Here is a 23,089-nt window from a genome sequence, read left to right as displayed (position 1 = left end):
CGCCTGCGTCTCGGGATCGTCGTGACCGGTTTCCGTGCGAATCGACTGGGCTCCCCGGAGACGTCCACGCGGCTACCCGCGAAGGGCCGCGCCGGCGGCAACGGCATGCGCGGCGATGCCGGGCCGCACACGCGAAGCACCCCAGCCCTGAAGTGCGCTGGGGAGGTGCGAACTGCGCGCTGGAGGAATGCGCTCTCTGCTGCGGGGACCCACGCCGTCGGGGGAGGCGACGCGATGCGCGGAGGCTATGGCACGCCTCACGGGGCGGCAATGCGCAGGCGAAGAAAAAACGAAGAAAACGCGCGCCGGCGTTCGGGTCGCCCTCGCTCTCGGAGCTCGCGCCCCGAGACCGGCGCCCGGCCGCATCGATGCGCGGCTCGCGCGCAAGTACCCGTCAAGAGTGCGCAGCTGGCGGTCGAAGAGCCGGGCGCACGCGGCTTCGCGCGCCCGGGGCACACGGCCCCCGGCGCGCTCCTCACACGCACCTCGCGCGGGGAATCCAGATGGGATCGAGCGACTCCCCCGCGCACGCAGCGGGCCTGACGAGCTGCCTGCTCGAGCTCGGGCGACTCGTGCGCGCCGTCGGCTTCTACGCGCCGGACGATCCGGCGCGCACGCAGCTGCTCGAGCGCACGCACGCGGCGTGGGCCGGCGAGCTCGCGAGGACGGGCGCGCTCGGCATCTGCGTCGAGCCCGACGGCTTCCGCGTCGACGGCATCGAGGGCGTGCTCGACGCGCCGCCCGTCGCGAAGCTCGCCGACGCGATGCGCCGGCACGGCATCGCCGGCCTCTTCCTCAACCCCGAGCTCGCGATCGACGCCGTCGAAGGCCTCGCGGTCGTGCTCGCGCGCGAGGTCTCGAACACGTCGGACGCCGTCGGGCTCGACGCCGCGCACGCGTTCGAGGCGTGGAACGGCATGGGCATCACGGTGCTGCCGGACCTCGGCCAGGAAGCGACGGCGCCGATGCTGGACCTCGCCGCGGCACACCCGCCTCACGGCCCCACCGCCGAGGCGGCGCCCGCGCGCGCGGCCGAGCCGCCGAAGCGCATCGACGACGACCCGATCAACGCCCCCGGCGATCCGGCGGCGGACGCGCTCGTCGCGGTGCTGCGCCTGCTCGCCCGCGCCGCCGACCTCGACGCCTACTCCGATCACGCCGCCAACGCGATCCGACTCGCGAGCGAGCTGTGCGCGGCGTCGCGCGAGCTCGAGGCGTACCGCGCGGCGCTCGTGCTCGCTCGCCACGCGACGGGCGGCGCACAGGCCGACGGCGAGGAGATCCGCGCGACGGCGCAGTCCGCGCTGCGCGAGCTCTGCGACGGCCCGCTCCTCGGCTTCATCATCGAGCGCTCCTGCAGCGACGCGCCCGCGATCGGCGTGCGCGCCGCGCAGGTGCTGCTGCAGGTCGGCGAGGCCGCCGTGCCGCCGATCCTCCAGCGCCTGCGCAACGCGCGCGACCCGAACCGCCTCGCGCAGCTCTCCGCGGTCGTGATCGCGCTCGGCGAGCGCTCCGTGTCGCCCCTCGTCGACGAGATCGCGCGCGCGCGCGGCGCCGCCGCGCGCATCGCCGTGCAGCTCGCCGGCGAGCTCCAGAACCCGAAGCTCGTGCCGAGCCTCGTCGTGTGCCTGCACGAGGGCGACCCGGCGCTCCGCAAGGACGCCGCGAAGGCGCTCGTCACGATCGGGAGCGCATCGCACCAGGCCTTCGTCGACGCGATGACGAGCCGCGACGCCGAGGTCGCGCGGCTCTCCGCGCACTGCCTCGGGCTGCTCGGACACCGCCGTGCCGTGCGACCGCTCGTCGATGCGCTCGAGCGGTGGGTGAAGCGCAAGGAGGACTCGCTCGCGCGCGAGGCGATCCGCGCGCTCGCCGACATCGCCGACCCCCGCGCGGTGCCGGCGCTCGCGGCCGTCGCCACGCCCGGCCCCTGGCACAAGCGCGGGCCGCGCATCGAGACCAAGCTCGCCGCGGTGAGCGCGCTCGAGTCGATCGAAGGCGCGGCTGCGGAGCGTGCGCTGCGCGAGCTTCGCGCCGCGCGCGATCCCAAGGTCGCGGAGCGCGCGGGCCAGGTGCTCGCCCGCCGCAGCCCCGTCGACTCGGCGTCCCCGAGCTAGCCGCCGAAGGCGTCGCGCCGCCGTGCCCGCGCTCGCCGATGCGGCGCATCCCGCCGCCGCGCCCCTCGCCGCGGCCGCGTGCTCGACCGCGTCGCCCGGCCGCTACCCTGCCCCGCCATGCGCGTCCTCGGCATCGACCTCGGCATCCGCCGCATCGGGCTCGCGCTCTCCGACCCCGACGCCACGTTCGCCCAGCCCCACGGTGTGCTCGAGCGCCGCGGCGACGCTCGTGACCTGGCCGCCATCGGCGAGCTCGTGCGCGAGCACGGCGTCGCGCACATCGTCGTCGGGCTCCCGATCCACATGACCGGCCGCCGCGGCCCCGAGGCCAAGGAGGCAGAGCGGTTCGCGGCGGCGCTCGCGAGCGCGACGGCGCTGCCCGTCGACCTCGTCGACGAGCGCTGGACGACGGTCGAGGCCGAGCGCTCGCTCCGCGAGATGGGCCAGGTCGGCAAGAAGGGTCGGCGGCGACGCCAACACGTCGACGCCGTCGCGGCTTCACTGCTGCTGCGCACCTTCCTGGACCGCCTGCGGATCGAGGCCGAGCGCGGGGGCGCGACCCGATGAGCGAGGGTGCGATGCGCCGGCGATGGCCGATGGCGATCGGTGCGGTCGCCGCGCTCGCCGCGGCCGCGGCGCTCGCGGCGGCGATCGCCGCGGCGCGCCGGCTCGAGCCCGTCGATCCGAGCGGCGAGCCGCGCGCCTTCGAGGTCGCGACCGGCGCGACGCTGTCGCAGATCGCAGCCGCGCTCGAGCGCGAGGGCCTCGTGCGCGACGCGCGCGCGTTCGTCGCGCTCGCGCAGTGGCGGGAGCTCGACGGACGGCTCCGCGCCGGCGAGTTCGACGTCTCGCCCGCGTGGAGCGCAGGCGAGGTGCTGGCGCAGCTCACGAGCGGCCGCGTCCGCACCCATCCCGTGTCGATTCCGGAGGGGCTGCGCATCGCCGACGTCGCCGCGCGCGTCGAGGGGGCGGGCCTCGCGAGCGCAGCGGACTTCGAGCGCGCCGCGCGCGACCCGGCGCTCGCGCGCGAGCTCGGCATCGAGGCGGACGACCTCGAGGGCTACCTGTTCCCCGAGACGTACCGCTTCCCGCGCGGCGTCGCGGCCGCGGACGTCGCGCGCGCCCTCGTCGCGCAGTTCTTCCGCGTCTGGGCCGAGATCGCGCCGCGCGCACAGGGGCTCGCCCTGTCGCGCCACGAAATCGTGACGCTCGCCTCGATCGTCGAGAAGGAGACGGGCGCGGCCGACGAGCGACCGCTGATCGCATCGGTCTTCCTGAACCGGCTGAAGCGGGGCATGCGACTCGAGACGGACCCGACCGTGATCTTCGGCATCCCCGACTTCGACGGGAACCTCCGGCGCGTGCACCTCGAGGACGCGGGCAACCCGTACAACACGTACCGGATCTCCGGGCTGCCGCCGGGGCCGATCGCGAGCCCGGGGCGCGCCGCGCTCGAAGCGGTCGTCGCGCCGGCCGATTCGCGTTTCCTCTACTTCGTCGCGCGCGGCGACGGAACGCACGAGTTCTCCGCTCGTTATGCGGACCACGCGCGGGCCGTCGACCGGTATCAGCGGAGGCGGAGGCGGTGAGCGGCGACGCGCGCGCCTTCTACACGGAGCGGCTCCCCGCGCAGGTCGATCGCGCGCTCGACGACGCGCGCGCGCACGGCGACGCGCCGGGGTCGCTGTGGGCGCGTCTGCGCGAGGTCGACGCGGCGATCGAGGCGCGCGTCGGCGACGAGCGGTACTTCCTCGCGATCGAGGCGGGGCGCATGCGCGCGACCGCCGCGCCCGCGGCGCCGCCCTTCCTCACGATCGTGCACGAGGGGAACAGCTTCGGCGCCCTCGAGCGCGCGGCGGGCGATTCGGCGCTCGGCTTCCTGGGCGCGGTCGCGGGGCTCGGCCGGGAGCTGCGGCTCACGAAGCGTCGCGTCGACGAGCTGCGGCGGGTCGAGGGCTGCGTCGGGCTCACGGTGCGCGGCGAGGGCGGGTTCGCGCTGCGCACCCACTTCGGGAGCGGTGCGCCGCCGGACGAAGCGCACTGCCGCATCGCACTCGACGCCGACGTCTTCGCCGCCCTGCGCGCCGGCGAGACGGATGCCGAGAGCGCCTTCCTCGCCGGGCGCGTCGACATCGAGGGCGACGTCCAGAAGGCGATGCAGCTCGCGGTCGCGATCCTCGCGGACGACTGACGCGCTCGAACGCGGGCGCGTCTCAGCTCTTCGCCGCGCCCGCTTCCGTCGCGTCGCCCGCCGGCTCGAGCAGCGCGAGCAGGTCGCCCGCCTCGACGCGCTCACCGGCCGGCACGACGATCTCGGCGAGCTTCGCGTCGATGGTTCCGAAGACGTTCGTCTCCATCTTCATCGCCTCGATCACGCACAGGCGCTCGCCGGCCGCGACGCGGTCACCGACCTCGTGCGAGTAGGAAGCGACGAGACCCGTGAGCGGCGCCGCGACGTGACGCGGGTCGTCGGGGTCGGCCTTGCGGTGCTCCTGCACGGTGCTCGCGAGGCTCGCGCTGCGGACGCTGACGCGCTGCGGCTGACCATCGAGCTCGAAGAAGAGCGGGATGCGCCCTTCCTCGTTGGGCTCGCCGATCCCGATCAGGCGGATCACGCTCACCTTGCCCGGCTCGAGCTGGACGTGCACCTCCTCGCCCGCCTCGAGGCCGAAGAAGAAGGCGCGCGTCGGCAGCGCCGACACGTCGCCCTCGTTCGATCGCGCCTTCGCGAAGTCGCGGAAGACGCGCGGGTAGAGCACGTACGAGAGCACGTCGGAAGCGGACGGGTCGCGCCCGAGCAGCTCGCCCGCCTCGCGCGCCGCGACGTCCCAGTCGATGTCGGGGAGGTCGGCGCCCGGCCGACCCGTGATCGGAGCGCGCCCCTTGAGCACGAGCTGCTGCAGGCGCTCCGGGAATCCGTACGCGGGCTGGCCGATGCGGCCCTCGAAGAACCCGATCACGCTCTCGGGGAACGAGATGTCGCTCCCGCGCTCGAGCACCGCCTCGGGCTCGAGATCGTTCGACAGCATGTACAGCGCGAGATCGCCGACGACCTTCGACGACGGCGTCACCTTCACGATGTCGCCGAACATGTCGTTGACGCGCGCGTACATGCGCGTCACCTCGCGCCAGCGGTCGCCGAGACCGAGCGCGACCGCCTGCGCGCGCAGGTTCGTGTACTGGCCGCCGGGGATCTCGTGCTCGTACACCTCGGCGCTGCCCGTGCGCGGCGCGCGATCGAACGCGGCGTAGAGCTCGCGCGTCGCCTCCCAGTACGCGTCGAACGCGAGCAGATCGTGGAGCGGGAGGCCGGTGCGACGCTCGTCGTTCGCCTCCATCATCGCCACGACGCTCTGCAGGTTGGGCTGCGACGTCGAGCCCGAGAGCGGACCGAACGCGCAGTCGACCGCATCGACGCCCGCCTCGGCGGCCTGCAGATAGGCCGCCGCCTGCACGCCCGCCGTGTCGTGCGAGTGGAGATGGATGGGGACGCCGACCTCGTCCTTCAGCGCCCGCACGAGCCGCCCTGCCGCGTAGGGCTTGAGCAGCCCCGCCATGTCCTTGATCGCGATCACGTGCGCGCCGCGGTCGACGAGATCCTTCGCGAGCTTCACGTAGTAGTCGAGCGCATAGCGCTCGCGCGAAGGGTCGAGGATGTCGCCCGTGTAGCAGATCGCCGCCTCGGCGATCTTCCCGCTCTCGCGCACGGCGTCGATCGCGACCTGCATCTGCTCGGTCCAGTTGAGGGAGTCGAAGATCCGGAAGAGGTCGATGCCGCGCGCCGCCGCCTCGCGGACGAACCGGCGGACCACGGCGTCGGGATAGGTCGTGTAGCCGACCGCGTTCGCGCCGCGCAGCAGCATCTGGAACAGGATGTTGGGGATGGCCTCGCGCAGCCGGTCGAGCCGTTCCCACGGATCCTCGTCGAGGAAGCGCATCGCGACGTCGAACGTGGCGCCACCCCACATCTCGAGCGAGAAGAGCCCGGAGGCCGAGCGCGCGAGCGCCGGCGCCACGGCGAGCATGTCGTGCGTGCGCATGCGCGTCGCGAGGAGCGACTGGTGCGCATCGCGGAACGTGGTGTCCGTGACGAGCAGCCGCCGTTCGGCCGCCATCCACGCGACGAAGCCCTCCGCGCCGCGCTCTTCGAGGATCTGGCGCGTTCCCGGAGGCGGCGGGACGCTCGCGTCCCAGCCGGGCACGAACGGCTCGTGCGAGCGCGACGGGCGGGCTCGCCGATCGACGCCGGGGCGCCCGTTCACGGTGACGTCGGCGAGGTAGCGGACGAGCTCGTCGCCGCCGTCGCCGCGCTCGCGGGTCGCGAGCAGCTCGGGCGTCTCGTCGATGAAGTGCGTCGTGCACTCGCCTGCCAGGAAGCTCGGGTGGCGCAGCAGGTTCTCGAGGAACTGGACGTTCGTCTCGACGCCGCGCACGCGGAACTCCGAGAGCGCGCGCCGCGCGCGGCGCGCCACGTCCTCGAGGTTGCGACCGCGCGTCGTCAGCTTGACGAGCAGCGAGTCGTAGTACGGGGTGATCAGCGCGCCGGTGAACGCGGATCCCGCGTCGAGACGAACGCCGGGGCCGCCGGGCGAGCGATAGCCGGAGATGCGGCCGAAGTCGGGCGTGAAGCGGTTCTGCGGGTTCTCGGTCGTGATCCGGCACTGGATCGCGACGCCGCGCGTCGCGATCTCGTCCTGGCGGATGCCGAGCTCCTCGAGCGTCGCGCCCTCCGCGATGCGGATCTGCGACGCGACGAGATCGATGCCCGTCACCTCCTCGGTGACGGTGTGCTCGACCTGGATGCGCGGGTTCATCTCGATGAAGAAGAACTCGTCGCCCTCGAGCAGGAACTCGACGGTGCCGGCGTTGCGGTAGCCGACGCTGCGCGCGAAGGCGACCGCGCTCTCGCACAGCGCGCGACGGACGTCCGGGTCGAGATGGGGCGCGGGAGCGAGCTCGAGCACCTTCTGGTGGCGGCGCTGGATCGAGCAGTCGCGCTCCCAGAGATGGACGACGTCGCCGTGCTCGTCCGCGAGGATCTGCACCTCGATGTGCTTCGGGCGCTCGAGCAGGCGCTCGAGGAAGACGGCGTCGTTTCCGAAGGCGCTCCCCGCTTCGCTGCGCGCCGACCCGAAGGCCACCTCGAGGTCGCGCGGGGTGCGCGCGATGCGCAGGCCGCGGCCGCCGCCGCCGCCCGCGGCCTTGACCATCAGCGGGTAGCCGATCGCCTCGGCCTGCGCGCGCGCCTCCTCGAGCGTCGCGACCGGCGGGCTTCCCGGGATCAGCGGCAGCCCTGCGCGCTCGGCCGCCTCGCGCGCGCGCACCTTGTCGCCCAGCTGCTCGAGCAGCTCGGGCGTCGGGCCGACGAACCGCAGCCCGGCGCGCCGCACGGCGGCCGCGAAGGTCGCGTTCTCGGACAGGAAGCCGTACCCGGGGTGGACGGCGTCGGCGCGCGCCTCGCGCGCCACGCCCAGGATGCGCCCGACGTCGAGGTACGCGCGCACGGGCTCGCCCGCGTCGCCGAGCGGGTAGGCCTCGTCGGCCTTGAAGCGGTGCAGCGAGTAGCGGTCCTCGTGGGAGTGGATGGCGATCGAGCGGATGCCGAGATCGGCACACGCGCGATGGATGCGGATCGCGATCTCTCCGCGGTTGGCGATCAGCAACCGTTCGATCGGGGCCAAGGTACGGACTCCCAGGTTGTACGTGCGCCGGGACGTAGCACGTCGACGGGGGCGGCGTCGAGCCGGGGCATGCAGGGGCGCGCCGCCCGTACCGCCGGACGCGCCGTACGCTCGCGCCTCGCCATCCGGCGCCACCTCCGAGATGTTAGGTGCGAATGCCTCCGCCGCGACGCGACGCGACGTTGACCGCGGGCGTCGCGCGCTCCTAGCATCTCGCGCGAACCTCGTCCCACTGCGAGACGGGGCGTCCCGACGTCGCGCGCGTCTCGCCGCGCGCGGCCCATCCACCCGGAGGCCACACCATGACCGCGTCCGCGTCGACGCACTCCTCGCGATTCCCCTACCCGATTCCGTTCGGCTGGTTCGGCATCGCGCGCATCGACGAGCTGCCCTCGGAGCCGGTCACGCGGCTCGCGTACTTCGGGCGGGAGCTCGTGCTGTGGCGCGACGGCGACGACGTCCGGCTCGTCGACGCGCGCTGTCCACATCTCGGCGCGCACCTCGGCGTGGGAGGAACCGTGCGCGACGGCCAGCTCGTGTGTCCGTTCCACGGCTGGTCGTTCGGGCCCGACGGCGCGAACACCTGCGTTCCCTACGCAGACCGGCCCCACCCGAACGCGAGGCTGCGCGTCTACCCGACGGTCGTGCGCAATCGGCTGCTGCTCGCCTGGTATCACCCCGACCCGGCGGTCGCGCCGACGTTCGACGTGCCGGATGCACTCGGAGACGACGCCGTCGAATGCGGCAGGCTCGACTTCACGGTCGCGACCGCGTGGCAGGAGATCGCGGAGAACTCGGTCGACATGGCGCACTTCAAGTTCGTGCACGGACTCGAGCGCATCGGGCAGGTCGGCGAGCTCACGCTCGACGGCCCGTTCCGGAAGGTGGCGAGCCGCCAGCAGTACAACTCGGCGCGCGGGCCGATCGACGGAGCACTCGAGTCGAACAGCTTCGGGCCCGGCGTCGGAATCACGCACTTCGATCTCGTGAGCCGCGTGACCCAGGTGTCGGCGATGACGGCGATCGACGCGGACCACGTCCACGCGCGCTTCACGTTCTACCACGCAGGGGACGAGCTCTCCGCCAAGGTCGGGAAGAGCTTCGCCGAGGAGGTGCGGCGCCAGTTCCAGCAGGACATCCCGATCTGGGAGTCGAAGTTCGCGATGCCGCGCCCGGCGCTCGCGCCGAGCGAGCAGCCGATCGCGACGTTCCGCAAGTGGGCGTCGCAGTTCTACGTCGCGGAGAGCTGAGCGTTCGGCGGGCGGCGGGAGGTCGAGCGGCCGCGACCGGATCGCAGCTACTGGATCGCGACCTCGCGGAGCAGCGTGAGGTCGTCGAGCGCCTGCCCGGCGCCGTGGACGACGGCGGTGTACGGATCCTCGCTGCGGAGGATCGGGAGCTTCGTCTCCTGGCGCAGCACGTGGTCGAGGTCGCGGAGCAGCGAGCCGCCTCCGACGAGCATGATCCCGCGGTCGACGATGTCGGCCGCGAGCTCGGGCGGCGTGCGCTCGAGCGTCAGGTGCACGGTCTCGACGATGGCGTGGATCGGCTCGACGAGCGCCTCGCGGATCTCGTCGCTGGTCGTCACGACGACCTTCGGGATCCCTGCGACGAGGTCGCGGCCCTTGAGCTCCATCGTCGCGGTCTTCGTGTGCGCGGCCGCGGTGCCGATCGTCATCTTGACCTCTTCCGCGGTGCGCTCGCCGATCAGCATGTTGTACTTGCGCTTGACGTAGTTGATGATCGCCTCGTCCATCTTGTCGCCGCCGGTCCGGATGGAGCGCGACGTCACGATGCCCGAGAGCGAGATGACGGCGACGTCCGTCGTACCGCCGCCGATGTCCACGACCATGTTGCCCGTCGGCGCGGTCACGTCGAGTCCGGCGCCGATCGCCGCCGCCATCGGCTCCTCGATGAGGAACACTTCGCGCGCGCCCGCGGACAGTGCGCTCTCGCGCACGGCGCGCTTCTCGACGCTCGTGATGCACGGCGGGACGCAGATCACGATCCGGGGACGGACGAGCTTCGCGCGGTTGTGCGCGCGCTGGATGAAGTAGCGGAGCATCGCCTCGGTGATCTCGAAGTCCGCGATCACGCCGTCCTTGATCGGGCGGATCGCCTGGATCGAGCCCGGCGTGCGACCGAGCATCTCCTTCGCGGCGTGGCCGACCGCGAGGACCTTCTGACCGCGACCGTTCCGGTCCTCGGTCACCGCCACCACCGAAGGCTCCGAGCAGATGAGACCCTGACCCTTGCCGTACACGAGCGTGTTCGCGGTACCGAGGTCGATGGCCAGGTCGTGCGAGAACCAGCCGGCGATGGCGTCGAGCAGCATCGATGTATGTCCCCTGCAGTGGAGCCCGCCGCGCACGCGGTCGCGCGCGCCCTCCGCGGGACGGGCCTTGGGCCCGTATCGGAAGCTGCCTGCAGGGGTTGAGCGCAATGTCGCGCGCGCGAAGGGGATGTCCGCATCCCGAGGCGCGATGCGGACGGGCGGCGCGCGGAGGCGCTAGTCGGCGTCGGGCGGCGCGTCGGTGGCGACTTCCGGGGCGCTCGGCGCGCCCCGGGAGCCCGACCCGGAATCGGTGCTCGTGTCGGCGGCATCGGCGAGCGGAGCCGGCGCCGCGTCCAGCAGGGCCTCGAGCGCCGCGAGCGTGCTCGCGACCTGGCGGACGCCGCCGCGAACGCGAGCGTCGTGCGCCTCCCAGGCCCCGATGTGCTCCTGCGCGGCCGCGAGCTCGCGGTCGCGAGCGGCGAGCGTCGCCTCGAGCGCGTTCGAGCGCTCGAGCTGCGTCAGCCAGAGCCATGCGAAGACGAGCGCCGCAGCGAGCGCGAGCCAGGCGAGACGCGACGACCGGGGCCGCTCGCGCTCTCCCTCGGAGGGGGTCGGCGCCCGTGCCGCCGGTTCGGCGTTCGCACCGACCAGGCGGAGGTCGGCGCGCGCGGCGGTCGCGTCGGGCGGAGTCGTCGTCGGGGGCATGGGACACCTCGTTCGGCGAGCGTGCCGCCGCGCCGCACGTGGCGCCGCGACCGGGCTCGATGCGTGGGCGAAGCGGCTACTCGGTCGCAGCGCGCGCCGTCGTTCGCGCGAGCTCGCGCCGGTAGTCGGCCTCCTCCTTCTCGACCTTCGCGATCAGCGCCCAGACGGCATCGACGCGGGTCTCGTCGACCGGGTCGTCGGCGTCGCGCAGCTCCTTGGCCGCCGCAGGCTCGACGTCCTCCTTCTCGCCGTCGTCCAGGATGCGCACGCGCTTCTCCGTGATCGTGTCGACGAGCACGCCCGTCGACAGCGCGTAGTTCACGAGGTGGTGCGGAGTGCGCGCCTGCTGGGTCGCTGCGCGCGTCGCGATGAAGGTCTTCATCGCGAGCTCGAAGTCCTTGCGAGCCTTCTTGCGCTTCGCGACGACCTCTTCCTCGCTCCCCTCGTCCGAGACCTTCGGCTCGGCGGGAACGGGCGGGTCGGGCAGGTACACGGCCACGAGCGCCGAGAGCCCCATCGTCGGTGTCGACGCGATGCGCTCATCGCCGTCGGGCAGGTTCAGATCGCTCGCGGCATCGAACCGCCCGAGCTGTCGGAGGTCGCCGCCCAGCTGCTGGTGGCAGGTGTTCGGGAAGAGCTCGAGGCACGAGCGGAGCTCCTGCTCGATGGCCTGCGCCCGGGCGATGACCGCACCGAAGGCGACGGACGACTCGACGCCCACCCGCGCGTCCTCGTCGAGCACGCCGACGACCTCGCCGTCGCGCTCCTCGAATCGCACACCGTGGTAGGCGAGGGCACGGCGCGCCGCGCGGATCTCCTCGAGTGCCGCCCGAGCCGCGGCGGTGCGAGCCCCCGCGTCGGTCGTCGCGCGAACGGCCGCGTGGAGCCGTGCGACCGCGTCGTTCGCCGCTTCGAGTCGTCCCCGCACGACCTCGGGCGTCGCCGCGAAGTCCGCGTCGGAGAAGAGAGGCCGGGGCGGCTCGGGGCCCTCGACGAGGGGCGGGATCTCGACCGCGATCTCCTCCTCCTCGGTCGCCTCTGCAGCGCTCTCGCCGCCCGCGGCCGCGGTGTCGATCACCGCCGTTGCAGCGTCCGCGGCAGGCGTCTCGTTGGACGACGCCCCGTCCGGCGCCGAGTCGGCGTCGGCGGCGGCCGCGGTGGCCTCCGACGCCCGACCAGCATCGACGTCGGTCTGGGCGCCGCCGTGGAGTGCGGCGGCGAGCGCAACGGTGAGAGCGGAGCCGAGAACGAGCGAGCGCGTTCGCATGAGGGGGCCTCGAGCCGGGTGGTTCCGGAGCGCGCACACCCTACCCGAAGTCGGCGGACCGCGTGAATGGGGTCGTCGCCAGGCACTGGCTCGCGTCAGCGACGCGATTGCAGCGCAGACGAACCGACGCCGCGGTTCGCCGGCGCGCGGTTCGCCCTACGACTGGATGACGAGCTTGCTGAGCGACGTCTTGCGCAGGTTCGTCTTCTGGATCGTGCGCACGAGCTCGGCGACCTTCTCGGTATCCGTCTCGAACGGGTTGTTGCAGATCACGCGGACGTTCAGGAGGTTGCCGAGCCGGATGTTCGACCAGTCGAGGTCGTACTGGATCGAGTTCTGGCGCGCGAGCTTGATGAACTCGCCGCGCATCTTCGCGCGCGTGTCCGGCGGCGGCTCGGTCTTCGCCTTGATGATCTCGTCGTCGCTGAAGCAGCGATCGACCGCGCCGCGGCGCTCGAGGAGATAGTAGAGCCCGCGGTTGAGCCGGATGTCGTGGTACTGCAGGTCGAGCATGAACACGCGCGGGTCGCTCCACGACGCGCCGTGCTTGTCGATCCAGTTCTGGATCAGCTTGCGCTTGATCACCCAGTCGATCTTGCGGTCGAGCTTGTCGGGATCGCTGTCGAGCCCGTCGAGCGTCTCCTGCCACATCGCGACTGCGAGCTTGTGCTCGTCGCTGGTCGGATACTGCTCGACGTACTTCTGCGCGAGCTCGCAGTACTCGCGCTGGATCTCGATCGGCGAGTATTCGCGGCCGTTGTCGAGCCGCAGGCGACGCTTGCACGTGACGTCGTACGTGATGTCCTTGATGGCCTTCACCGGGTTGCGGAGGGTGAAGTCCTTGTTGATGTAGTTGTCCTCGATCATCTGCAGCACGACCGAGCACGCTCCCACCTTCAGGAAGTTCGTGTACTCGCTCATGTTGCTGTCGCCGACGATCACGTGCAGGCGGCGGTAGCGCTCGCGGTCCGCGTGGGGCTCGTCGCGCGTGTTGATGATCGAGCGATCGTTCGTCGTGGTGCCCGAGATCTTCTGGTAGATGTGCTGCGCGCGCTGGCTCACGCAGTAGTGCACGCCGTCCTGCGTCTGGAAGACCTTGCCGGCGCCGGTGTAGATCTGCCGCGTGACGAGGAACGGAATCAGCTGCTCGGCGAGGTAGTAGAAGTCGACGTCGCGGTCGACGAGGTAGTTCTCGTGGCAGCCGTAGCTGTTCCCGACGAAGTCCGTGTTGTTCTTGAAGATCGAGAGCTTCCCGGGGATGCGCTCCTCGCGGATCTTCTCGTCGGCGTAGGCCTGGAGATCCTCGAGGATCCGCTCGCCGGCCTTGTCGTAGATGATGAGCTGGCGCGGCGAGATGCACTCGGGCGTGGCGTACTCGGGGTGGCAACCCGTGTCCTGGTAGAAGCGCGCGCCGTTCTCGAGGAAGACGTTGAGGAAGTGCTCGGTGGTGATCAGCTTCTCGAACAGGAACCGGATCGCCTTCTCGACGGGGAGCGTCTTGCGCCCTTCCGGCGTGAAGATGATTCCGTACTCGGTCTCGAGGCCGTAGATCCGTTTCTGCACCGGCTCACTCGTGTTCGAACCGCGAGGCGCTGCGTCCCCCGCCCCGGCTAGGCTTCCAACATACCTCGGACTTCATCGGTGGACAGGCGACGGAACTTGCGGTTCGGCAGCCCCGTGTCCAACACGCAGACCTCGAGCTTCGACTCCGACAGCCCAGCGGTTCCGGCCGACCCGCGTTCGAGCGACTTGCGACCGAGCTGCACGGCGCCCCCAAGGGAGAGCCCGGGCCGGTAGTCGGTCCGGAGCACGCTCTCGACGTCCTCGACGTTGCCTCCGATGACGCACCACCCCGTGTGGTCACTGATGAAGCCGTCGTACATCACCTTGTAGATCGAGCTCTCCTCGTGACCCGCGAGGCGAGGGTCCCCGACCTCCGCGATGATGATCTCGACCTCGAGCGGCTTGAGGTCGCGCGTGAAGGCTTCGCCCATCACCTGCGAGTAGGCATTCGCGAGCCCGCGCCCGCGCACGTCGTCGCGCGAGTAGGCGTAGCCCTTCGTATCCGCGAAGCGGACGCCGACCTTCCGGAGCTGATCGAATTCGCTGAACTTGCCGACGCCGGCGAAAGCGATGCGGTCGTAGATCTCGCCGATCTTGTTGAGCCCCGTCGCGTTCTCGGCGATCAGGAGCAGGCCGCCGTCGTACTCGACCGCCACGATGGACTTGCCGCGCGCGATTCCCTTGCGAGCGTACTCGGCCTTGTCGGCCATGACCTGCTCGGGAGAGACGTAGAACGGCATCGACATCAGCGCGCACCTCCGGACCGCGCCGCGAGGAGCTCGCGGAACACGCGGTCGAGCTCGGCCTCGGGAACGGTCTCGATCCCCGCCCGGGTTGCGATCTTGACGATCGAGTAGATCCCGCGCTGGAGGTCGATGCCGCCCGTGGCGCGATCCTCGTCGGCGGCGTCCGAGAGCGCTGTCACCGCGACGCGGACCGCGTCGTCGCGCCCGAGCGACGGTGTCCAGTTGTGCTTGAGTGAGTCGCGCGCGAAGAGACCGCCGGACCCCGTGGCCTCGAAGTCCATCTCCTCGTAGCGGCCTCCCGTGATGTCGAACTTCCACAGACGTCCCGTGCGCCGCCGCACGTCGTAGCCCGCGAAGAGCGGCACGACGACGAGCCCCTGCATGGCCGCGGGCAGGTTCTGCCGGATCATGGTCGAGAGGCGGTTCGCCTTGCCGTCGAGCTCGAGCGCCTCGCCCTCGATCTTCTCGTAGTGCTCGAGCTCGACGCCGAGCAGGCGCGCCATCTCGATGCACGGCCCCGCAGCGCCCGAAATCGCGACGAGCGAGTGCTGGTCGGTCTCGAAGACCTTCTGCACGTCGCGCGACGCGACGCGGTGCCCCTCGGTCGCGAGCCGGTCGCCGGCCACGAGCACGCCGTCGGCGAACTTGAACGCCAGCACCGTCGTGCCGTGCGGCACTTCGATCCGGCCCTCGCCCGGCGCGGAGAACCTCGGCAGCAGCTGCGGATGGTCGATCTGCAGGAGCTCCGCGAAGCTCGAGCCCTGATAGTTGCCCTTGAAGAGCACCCTTCCCCCCCGGTGTGGACGCCCCGCGCATGGTTCCGCGCGGCGCCCGGTGCCCGGCCCGCCATGCGGGCCGTGATCTCGCGCTCGTCGAAGTGCGGCGTCCGTTCCGCTCGCTACTGGCCGCCGCGCTGGACGTAGTTCTTCACGAACTCCTCCGCGTTCTCCTCGAGCACGTTGTCGATCTCGTCGAGGAGCTCGTCCATCTCTTCCTTGAGCTCTTCGCCCTTCTTGGCGAGCTTCTTCGCGCCTTCCCCGCTCTTGGCGTCGGACGAACCCTCACCACCCCCACCGGACTTCTGCTTCTGCGTCGAGTCGGCCGCGCCGTAGATCGGCAGACCCGCAGCCGCATCACGGCCGCCCTGCTCTCGGATGATCCGCATGTCGTTCCTCCTTCGGGCCGGGTCCGTCGCCGAGCGTTCCCGGCTCAGGCCCGCAGGTTCCGGACGAGCTCGCCCGCGTTGGCCGAGCCGTCGAGAAGATCCTCCACGAGCCGCCGCGTTCCCTTGAGCGGCTCGGCCATCATGACGCGCTTGATCGGCTCGTCGTCGACGCCGAACGAGATCGAGTCCCAGTTCACGCCGAAGACCTCGCCCGGGTAGCGGCGCAGGCACTCGCCGCGGAAGTAGGCGCGGGTGTCCTCGGGCGGCTTCCGGATCGCTTCGGTGATCTCCTCGTCGGTGCAGATGCGCTCGACGCGCCCCTGTCGCTCGAGCATCGCGTACAGCCCCTTGTCCGGACGGGTGTCGTGATACTGGAGGTCGAGCATGCGCACCTGGGGATCCTCCCAGTCGTAGCCCTTGCGCGACATGTAGCTCTCGATCAGCTGCTTCTTGACGACCCAGTCGATCTGCGAGGAGAGCTCCATCGGGTCGCGGGCCAGTGCGTCGACGACGCGCTGCCACTTCTCGAGCACGTCCTGCGTGACCTCGTCGACGTCGTGGGTCGCCGCGTAGGCGAGCGCCATCTCGACGTACTCGGCCTGGATCTGCACGGCGGTCAGCCTTCGTCCGCTCTCGAGCGGAACCGCGAGCCGGCAGGTCGCGTCGTGCGAGATCTCCTTGATGGCACGAACGGGGTCGCGCAGCGCGAGGCTCTTCGTGAGCGCACCGTCCTCGATCATCGACAGGATCAGCGCCGTGACGCCGTTGCGCAGGTAGATCGTGTACTCGCTCATGTTCGAGTCGCCCACGATCACGTGCAGCCGCCGGTACTTCTCGCGGTCGGCGTGGGGCTCGTCGCGCGTGTTGATGATGGGTCGCTTCACCATCGTGTCGAGCGCGACCTCGGTCTCGAAGAAGTCCGCGCGCTGACTGAGCTGGTAGTCGCACGGCTGCCCGCGGTTCTCGCTGCCCACCTTGCCGGCGCCCGTGAAGACCTGACGCGTCACGAAGAACGGCATCAGGTGCTCGACGATCTGCTTGAAGGACGTGCGACGGTCCATCAGGTAGTTCTCGTGCGAACCGTACGAGTTGCCCTTGCGATCGCTGTTGTTCTTGTGGAGGAGCATCGTCGCGCCGGCCGGAAGCATCGAGGTCGCCTCGCGGCGCGAGATCTCGACGATGCGCTCGCCCGCCTTCTCGTGGACGACGAGGTCGCGGGCGTTGGTCACCTCGGGGCACGAGTACTCGGGATGCGCGTGGTCGACGTAGTAGCGCGCGCCGTTGATCAGCGTCTTGTTGCGCGCGATGTTCTCCTGCTGGTTGGGCGTGTACTTCTCGCCGTCGACCTGGAAACCGCGCGCGTCGGCGAGCGGGTTCTCCTGGTCGTAGTCCCACAGGATCTCGCCGGCCGGGTCCTCGCGGTACGCGTTCACGAGCAGGACGCAGCTCGAGATGGGGTCGAAGTCGGGATCGTTCTTGACGATGATCCCGTACTCGATCTCCGTTCCCATCACCTTCGGAATGGCCATGAGGCCTCCCCGTGAGCTGCGGCCACCGGCTGGACGGCCCGAACGGCGCGCGGCGCGCGAGCGTAGCGCGCCGCCGCGGCCCCCTTCGTCGAGGAGGCTGCGACGGCGCGCTCGCGGCTAGAGGTACTGCCCCTGTCCGGGGACGTCCTCGATCGTCTGCTCGCGTCGGCTGATGCCCGTCATCAGCGTGCGCACGTTGATGATGCGCTCGCCCTTGCGACCGGAGATCCGCGCCCAGTCGTCGGGGTTCGTGGTGTTCGGGAGATCCTCGTTCTCCTTGAACTCCTCGCGGACGGACTCGATCAGGTCCTCGGCGCGGATCCCGCGCTCCTGCGTGTCGATCTGGCGCTTCACGGCCTTGCGCTTCGCGCGCGCGACGATGTTCTCGATCATCGCGCCGCTCGCGAAGTCCTTGAAGTAGAAGATCTCGCGTTCGCCCTTCGCGTAGGTGACCTCGAGGAACTTGTTCTCGTCTCCGGTCGAGTACATGTTCTCGATCACGTCGGCGATGATCGCCTCGCACGCCTTCTCGGCGCTGCCGTACTTCTCGATCACGTTCGTATGGAGGGGCAGGTTCGCGGTCAGGTACTTCGAGAAGATCTCGCCCGCCGCCTTCGCGTCCGGGCGGTGCACCTTCACCTTGAGGTCGAGGCGGCCCGGCCGCAGCACGGCGGGGTCGATGAGATCCTGGCGGTTCGACGCACCGACCACGATCACGTTCTCGAGGGCCTCGACGCCGTCGATCTCCGACAGGAACTGCGCGACGACCGTGGCCTCCATGTCCGAGCTGATGCCCGAGCCGCGCATGCGGAAGAGCGAATCCATCTCGTCGAAGAAGATCACGACGGGGACGTCCTCGCTCGCCTTCTCGCGCGCCTTCTTGAAGACCTCGCGGATCTTGTGCTCCGTCTCTCCGACGTACTTGTTCAGGAGCTCCGGCCCCTTCACGTTGAGGAAGTAGGCGGGCGTCGCCTTGCCCGTCTTCTCCTCGATCCGCTTGCTGAGCGCGTTCGCGACGGCCTTGGCGATGAGCGTCTTGCCGCAGCCGGGCGGGCCGTAGAGCAGGATGCCCTTCGGCGGCTTGAGCTCGTGCTCGGCGAAGACCTCCGAGTACAGGTACGGCAGCTCGACCGAGTCGCGCAGGATCTGGATCTGCTCGCCGAGGCCGCCGATCTGCTCGTAGGTCACATTCGGGACCTCCTCGAGCACGACCTCCTCGACCGCGGACTTCGGCATCCGCTCGAACGCGTACTGGGTGCGGGGGTCGACGAGCAGGTTGTCGCCGACCTTGATGCGCTCGCGCCGGAGCGGCTCCGCCAGCGTCACGACGCGCTCGTCGTCCGTGTGCCCCAGCACGACGACGCGGTTCTCCGACACGACGTCGACGACCGCACAGATCTCGCCGCGCTGCGTGTAGCCGGCGGGCTCGATGACGTTGAACGCCTCGTTCAGGACGACGAGCTGCCCTTCCTCGAGGACGAACGGGTCGATGTTCGGGTGCACGTTGACGCGCATCGCGCGGCCCTCCGAGAGGATCTCCGCCGTGCCGTCCTTGTTCGCGCGCGTGAAGACGCCGTACGTGTTCGGCGGCGCGCAGAGCTTGTCGACCTCCTCCTTGAGGAGCTCGATCTGCTGCTTCGCCTCCTGCAGCATCGCGACGAGCTTCTCGTTCTGCCGCTCGGCGTGCTCGTGCCGCTCGCGCACCGTGTCGTAGCGGCGGCGGAGGGTCTCGAAGTCGGCGAGGAGTCGATCGAGGCGGTGGCGGAACTCGGTCGAATCGCTGCCGAAGAAGCGGATCGCGTCCTGGAGCTGCTCGACGTCGTCGGTCGGCGCTGCGCTCGGGGATTCGGGTTCGATCTCGGGATCGCCGGGACGCGGGGCCGACGGCGAGATCCGTCGGATCACGTCCCGGAACACGTTTCCACCGCGGCCCGAACCCGACTCGTTGTCCCTGCTCATCGTGCCTCTCCCCCCAACAAGCATTCCGGAATCATCACCGGAGTGCTCTGCGCGCCGCTGAGCTGCAAAGCTCGTGCCTTGTTCGACCAAGCGATGCCGAGCTGCGTTCCCGGCCAGCGTCCGCGGGGGTGAAATCGCTTTCGCGGCAGGGGGTTCGCAGAGCCGTGGGGGCGCGGTCGGAGAGCGATGGAGAGCCACACGCCCCCTCGCGCGGCTCGAAGCGCCGGAGACGTCGCAGTCGCGAGCGAGAGGAAGCCGAGACGAGCGATCGAAAGCCTCCAACGCCTTGGAATTCAAGCAGTTTGGTGGCAGCGGAGCGTAGCTGGCGAAGGGGGCCTGTCAACCGAGCCGCGACGGCGGGCACCTCGATAAATCGTTGTTTTGTCAGAGGATTCCGCGAGCGAGGCGCGAGCCGCGCCGCCGTGGTCGCCGCCCTGACGCCACGAGTCAGGGCTACGACGCTCGACTCCGCCCGCCCGGAAGCCCACGTCGCCGTCCCGGGCCACCGCGAAGCGGCAGCCGCGACCGCAATTTGGCACTTCGACACGCGATCTGAGATGCCGCCGCGCGAGCCGCCGCACGCGTCATCGCGAGCCGCATCGCAGCCGCCTCGGGCTCAGCTCCCGGTGAGATCGAACACCTTCGCGTCCTCGGGCGGGGAGAAGTCGAAGGTGGAGGCCGGCGGTGACGCGTTGATGCGGACGTCGCGGAACCGGACCGTCGTGACGTTCCCGAAGAGGTCGACCACGCGCGTCTCGCGAACCTCTCCCGTCGAGCGCGCGACCACGAGGCCGAGACGCTCGTAGCCCGCATCCGTGCGCGGGTGGAGGTCGAGCTCGGCGAGCTCCGCCGTACACCGCAGGGCATCGACGCGGAATTCGTCGTCGAGGCTCCCCTCTCCGAGCAGGAACGAGAGCGCGGCGCCGGTGAGGTACCCCGAGGCGACCGCGAAGTGCTGTGCCTCGCGCGTCTGCGGATCGTAGATCCACAGCGTCGACCCGTCGCTGACGACGAGGTTCGGACGCGGTGACTCGTACTCCCAGCGCATCCTCCCCGGCTTCGCGACGACGACGCGCCCGGTCGACGTGCTCTCGCCTGCTGCGGCCCCGGTACCGAGCGCCACCGACTGCGTCGACTGCGCGAAGCGCGCGTCGATGTCGCGGACGGATTCGTAGAACGACTGCACGCGCGCCGCGGTCTGGCGCGCGCACTCCTCGAGCGGCTGCGGCGCCGGCGGGCGGGCTTCGTCTCCGTTCGCGTGCGACGCGGTCGCGAACGCCGCCGCGAACGCGAGGCTCGCGATCGAGGCGACGCGTCGAGAGCGGGTGGCACTGTCTCGGGGTCCGGCGGACACGGCGCGCAGCGACGGCGCCCCGCGGAGGCTATTCATAGTCGCCGTCGTCGGGCTTCCGCACGAACACCTCGCGGGGCTTCGTGCCGACCTGCGGGCCGATCATGCCCTGCGCCTCCATCTCCTCGACGATGCGCGCCGCGCGGTTGTAGCCGATCTTGAGCCGCCGCTGGACGTAGGAGATCGACGCGTTCCGCGTCTCCGCCACGATCGCGACGGCCTGGTCGAACATCTCGTCGACCTCGTCGCCGTCGCGCGCCTCGGCGGCCGCCGCTTCTTCCCCGGCCTGGACCAGCGAATCGTCGAACTCGGGCCGCCCCTGGTCGCGCAGGAACGCGACGAGCTCGCCGACCTCCTTCTCGTCCACGAAGGGGCCGTGCAGGCGCTGCACGCGCGACGAGTTCGGAGCGAGGTACAGCATGTCGCCCATGCCGAGCAGGTTCTCGGCGCCGTTCTGGTCGAGGATCGTGCGCGAATCGATGCGCGACGAGACCTGGAACGAGACACGCGACGGGAAGTTCGCCTTGATCACACCCGTGAGGACGTCGACGCTCGGACGCTGCGTCGCGAGCACGAGGTGGATGCCGGAAGCGCGCGCCATCTGCGCCAGGCGCTGGAGCGACTCCTCGACCTCCTTCGCCGCGAGCACCATGAGGTCGGCGAGCTCGTCGATGACGACGACGATGTAGGGGAGCAACTGCCACTCGACGAGCTCCCCCTCCGTCTCCTCCGCCTTCGCCTTCAGCCGGAAGTGCGTCTCGCCCTCGGCGAGCGCGTCGCGCGCGCGCTCGTTGAACTGGGCGATGTTGCGCACCTGCACGGCGCTCATCATCTGGTAGCGCTCCTCCATCTTCCGGACGACGCCGCGGAGCGCGGCCGCAGCGCGCTTCGGATTCGTCACGACGTCGGCGATGAGGTGCGGAATGCCTTCGTAGACCGAGAGCTCGAGCAGCTTCGGGTCGATCAGCAGCAGCTTGAGCTCGTCGGGACGCGCGCGACAGAGCAGCGAGCACAGGAACGAGTTGAGGAAGACGCTCTTGCCCGTGCCGGTCGCACCCGCGACGAGCAGGTGGGGCATCTTCGCGAGATCGGCGGATACGCACGTCCCGAAGATGTCCTTGCCCATGGCCACTTCGAGCCGGGACGGGCTCTTCCGGAACCCGTCCGCCTCGAGCAGCGTGCGCAGGTAGACCGTCTCGCGCTCCGGGTTCGGCACCTCGATGCCCACCACGCTCTTCCCCGGAAGCGGCGCGATGATCCGGATCGACAGCGCGCGCAGCGCCATCGCGAGGTCGTCGGTGAGGTTGACGATCCGGTTGACCTTGATGCCCGACGCGGGCTCGTACTCGTACATCGTGATCACGGGGCCGGGATGCACGCGCACCACGCGCCCCTGCACGCCGAAGTCGGCGAGCTTCTTCTCGAGGATGCGCGAGTTCATGAGCAACGAGTCGCGATCGAACCCGTTCGTGCCCTCGGGCGGCGCCTGGAAGATCGCGGTGTCGGGGAGCTGGAACGGTCCGGCTGGTCCCCCGTCGTCGAAGTCGAACGCCTCCTGCGACGGCTGGCGCTTGCGGGCGCTCTCCGCCAGGTGGTCGACGATGTCGGGCTCGCTTCCCGCTCTGCGCCGCGACGGCCGCTCCTGCTCCACGCCCGCGGCGGCGTCCGGAGCCTCGAGGGTCGCGGCCGGCGGCAGCTCCGCCGCGGGCTTCGCGCCCGCTTCCTCGGAGGCACGAGCGGCGTCCTCCGCCTCCGCGCGGCGGCGGGCCGCCGCTGCGCGACGCTGGCGCGCGCGCTGCTCGCGCCACACCTGGAACGCGGCCACGCCCTCGCGCAGGCCCGCGCGCGCACGCGCGACGAGCTCGACCGCGGCGGCGGCGAGCGCACGAACGCCGTCGGCGAGCCGCTCGACGAGCGCAGATGCGACGCCCGCGACCGCCGCAACGGCGACGCCGATCGCCCGGAGCGCCGCCGCACTCGACACCCCCGTCGCGCAGAGGAGCCCGACGGAGAGCAGCGCGACGTTGACGAGCGCCGCACCCCAGATGCTCAGGAGGAGCGACTGGAGCCGGAAGAGGCGATCGCCGAGCAGGCCGCCGACGACGGCCGCCGGCGCCTCCCACGTCGGGAAGAGCGCGGTCAGCGTCGGGCCCGCGCACGCCATTCCCACGGCGAGTGCGCCGGCTCCGAGCCAGAAGCGGGAGGCGACGCCGGGGACGCCCATCCCGAGAATGAGCCGCGCCCCGAGCACGGCGATCGCACCGACCGCCGCAACCGAGCCGAGGCCGATCCCGCGAATCAGGACACCCGCGAGCGTCGCTCCGACGGCGCCCGCGCGATTTGCGACGCGCACGAGTTCGAGGACGGGGTCGGCGGGCGAGTACGTCGCGAGCGCGAGCGCACCGATCGCGGCGACGAGCAGCAGCACGAGCCCGGCGACTTCGCTTCCGAGGCGAGATACGAACGTCGGTTGATCGCTCGACCGCGACGCGCGGGAGCGCTTCGAGCGCGCAGCGGCCTTAGCCATGCGCGGCCTGCCTGCGGTCGCAGGGTGCGAGAGCTCGCTGGTTCATGAGTCCCTCACCCCCCGGAAAGGAACCGCGCGAGAGTACCGGCGGCGTCGAGGGCGGGCAAACGCGGCCGGTGCGAGCGGCGTCGGACATCGGTGCGCATGGCGATCGGCGGCGCCGCCGGGTTCGCACCGGTATGCTGGCGCGCACCCTCCGGGCCG

Annotated in this window: 17 protein-coding genes; 5 read left to right on the top strand and 12 right to left on the bottom strand. The window is 71.0% G+C overall.

Annotation, left to right across the window (positions count from 1 at the left end; all coding sequences use genetic code 11):
• The first annotated feature begins 503 nt into the window (after positions 1–503).
• The 4 genes from R3E88_04525 (at position 504) to R3E88_04510 (ending at position 4,308) form a co-directional block, all read left to right on the top strand.
• The gene (locus R3E88_04525; protein MEZ4215722.1) at positions 504–2,117 is read left to right on the top strand and encodes a HEAT repeat domain-containing protein; all 1,614 of its coding nucleotides are present in this window, start codon (positions 504–506) and stop codon (positions 2,115–2,117) included.
• 117 nt (positions 2,118–2,234) lie between these two features.
• Positions 2,235–2,684: a Holliday junction resolvase RuvX gene (ruvX, locus tag R3E88_04520; GenBank protein ID MEZ4215721.1), complete on the top strand. Its 450-nt coding sequence runs from the start codon at positions 2,235–2,237 to the stop codon at positions 2,682–2,684.
• A gap of 29 nt (positions 2,685–2,713) precedes the next feature.
• Entirely contained in the window at positions 2,714–3,706 is a 993-nt protein-coding gene (gene mltG, locus R3E88_04515) for an endolytic transglycosylase MltG (GenBank protein ID MEZ4215720.1), read from the top strand.
• The gene (locus R3E88_04510; GenBank protein MEZ4215719.1) at positions 3,703–4,308 is read left to right on the top strand and encodes an SCP2 sterol-binding domain-containing protein; all 606 of its coding nucleotides are present in this window, start codon (positions 3,703–3,705) and stop codon (positions 4,306–4,308) included. Before mltG ends, R3E88_04510 begins: the two co-directional genes overlap by 4 nt.
• Positions 4,309–4,330: 22 nt before the next feature.
• On the opposite strand, the gene R3E88_04505 is transcribed toward R3E88_04510, so the two are convergent.
• Positions 4,331–7,798: a pyruvate carboxylase gene (locus R3E88_04505; GenBank protein MEZ4215718.1), complete on the bottom strand. Its 3,468-nt coding sequence runs from the start codon at positions 7,796–7,798 to the stop codon at positions 4,331–4,333.
• A 302-nt stretch (positions 7,799–8,100) separates the two neighbouring features.
• Between R3E88_04505 and R3E88_04500 the strand changes: the two genes are divergently transcribed.
• A complete protein-coding gene (locus tag R3E88_04500) occupies positions 8,101–9,048 on the top strand; it encodes a Rieske 2Fe-2S domain-containing protein (GenBank protein ID MEZ4215717.1) in 948 nt (315 codons plus the stop codon).
• Between the two features lie 47 nt (positions 9,049–9,095).
• Here the strand turns inward: R3E88_04500 and R3E88_04495 are convergent, their stop codons facing one another.
• The 11 genes from R3E88_04495 to R3E88_04445 form a co-directional block, all read right to left on the bottom strand.
• Entirely contained in the window at positions 9,096–10,133 is a 1,038-nt protein-coding gene (locus R3E88_04495; GenBank protein ID MEZ4215716.1) for a rod shape-determining protein, read from the bottom strand.
• A gap of 174 nt (positions 10,134–10,307) precedes the next feature.
• Positions 10,308–10,778, bottom strand: coding sequence for a hypothetical protein (locus tag R3E88_04490; protein MEZ4215715.1), 471 nt, complete (start codon positions 10,776–10,778; stop codon positions 10,308–10,310).
• A gap of 76 nt (positions 10,779–10,854) precedes the next feature.
• Complete coding sequence (locus R3E88_04485) at positions 10,855–12,045, bottom strand: hypothetical protein (protein ID MEZ4215714.1); 1,191 nt, start codon at positions 12,043–12,045, stop codon at positions 10,855–10,857.
• A gap of 156 nt (positions 12,046–12,201) precedes the next feature.
• The gene (locus tag R3E88_04480) at positions 12,202–13,608 is read right to left on the bottom strand and encodes a proteasome accessory factor PafA2 family protein (protein MEZ4215713.1); all 1,407 of its coding nucleotides are present in this window, start codon (positions 13,606–13,608) and stop codon (positions 12,202–12,204) included.
• A gap of 47 nt (positions 13,609–13,655) precedes the next feature.
• Positions 13,656–14,354, bottom strand: coding sequence for a proteasome subunit alpha (gene prcA, locus R3E88_04475; protein MEZ4215712.1), 699 nt, complete (start codon positions 14,352–14,354; stop codon positions 13,656–13,658).
• Entirely contained in the window at positions 14,354–15,139 is a 786-nt protein-coding gene (gene prcB / locus R3E88_04470; protein MEZ4215711.1) for a proteasome subunit beta, read from the bottom strand. Before prcB ends, prcA begins: the two co-directional genes overlap by 1 nt.
• Positions 15,140–15,252: 113 nt before the next feature.
• On the bottom strand, positions 15,253–15,468 hold the full coding sequence (locus tag R3E88_04465; GenBank protein ID MEZ4215710.1) for a ubiquitin-like protein Pup: 216 nt from the start codon (positions 15,466–15,468) through the stop codon (positions 15,253–15,255).
• A 95-nt stretch (positions 15,469–15,563) separates the two neighbouring features.
• On the bottom strand, positions 15,564–17,048 hold the full coding sequence (gene dop, locus R3E88_04460) for a depupylase/deamidase Dop (GenBank protein ID MEZ4215709.1): 1,485 nt from the start codon (positions 17,046–17,048) through the stop codon (positions 15,564–15,566).
• Positions 17,049–17,165: 117 nt separating this feature from the next.
• A complete protein-coding gene (gene arc / locus R3E88_04455; GenBank protein ID MEZ4215708.1) occupies positions 17,166–19,007 on the bottom strand; it encodes a proteasome ATPase in 1,842 nt (613 codons plus the stop codon).
• Between the two features lie 616 nt (positions 19,008–19,623).
• Complete coding sequence (locus R3E88_04450) at positions 19,624–20,193, bottom strand: outer membrane lipoprotein carrier protein LolA (GenBank protein ID MEZ4215707.1); 570 nt, start codon at positions 20,191–20,193, stop codon at positions 19,624–19,626.
• A gap of 196 nt (positions 20,194–20,389) precedes the next feature.
• The gene (locus tag R3E88_04445; GenBank protein MEZ4215706.1) at positions 20,390–22,885 is read right to left on the bottom strand and encodes a DNA translocase FtsK 4TM domain-containing protein; all 2,496 of its coding nucleotides are present in this window, start codon (positions 22,883–22,885) and stop codon (positions 20,390–20,392) included.
• Between the last annotated feature and the right edge of the window lie 204 nt (positions 22,886–23,089).

The organism is Myxococcota bacterium, assembly GCA_041389495.1.
Lineage (GTDB): Bacteria > Myxococcota_A > UBA9160 > UBA9160 > UBA4427 > JAWKRT01.
Note: the sequence above shows the minus strand (reverse complement) of the source record. Positions and strands in the feature narration are given on the sequence as shown.

What these genes read in the sequence shown, in the direction of transcription:
- R3E88_04490 (MEZ4215715.1), bottom strand. Translation starts at nt 10,778, where the DNA reads ATGCCCCCGACGACGACTCCGCCCGACGCGACCGCCGCGCGCGCCGAC.
- R3E88_04525 (MEZ4215722.1), top strand. Translation starts at nt 504, where the DNA reads ATGGGATCGAGCGACTCCCCCGCGCACGCAGCGGGCCTGACGAGCTGC.
- prcA (MEZ4215712.1), bottom strand. Translation starts at nt 14,354, where the DNA reads ATGTCGATGCCGTTCTACGTCTCTCCCGAGCAGGTCATGGCCGACAAG.
- R3E88_04500 (MEZ4215717.1), top strand. Translation starts at nt 8,101, where the DNA reads ATGACCGCGTCCGCGTCGACGCACTCCTCGCGATTCCCCTACCCGATT.
- ruvX (MEZ4215721.1), top strand. Translation starts at nt 2,235, where the DNA reads ATGCGCGTCCTCGGCATCGACCTCGGCATCCGCCGCATCGGGCTCGCG.
- R3E88_04495 (MEZ4215716.1), bottom strand. Translation starts at nt 10,133, where the DNA reads ATGCTGCTCGACGCCATCGCCGGCTGGTTCTCGCACGACCTGGCCATC.
- R3E88_04445 (MEZ4215706.1), bottom strand. Translation starts at nt 22,885, where the DNA reads ATGGCTAAGGCCGCTGCGCGCTCGAAGCGCTCCCGCGCGTCGCGGTCG.
- R3E88_04485 (MEZ4215714.1), bottom strand. Translation starts at nt 12,045, where the DNA reads ATGCGAACGCGCTCGCTCGTTCTCGGCTCCGCTCTCACCGTTGCGCTC.
- dop (MEZ4215709.1), bottom strand. Translation starts at nt 17,048, where the DNA reads ATGGCCATTCCGAAGGTGATGGGAACGGAGATCGAGTACGGGATCATC.
- mltG (MEZ4215720.1), top strand. Translation starts at nt 2,714, where the DNA reads ATGGCGATCGGTGCGGTCGCCGCGCTCGCCGCGGCCGCGGCGCTCGCG.
- arc (MEZ4215708.1), bottom strand. Translation starts at nt 19,007, where the DNA reads ATGAGCAGGGACAACGAGTCGGGTTCGGGCCGCGGTGGAAACGTGTTC.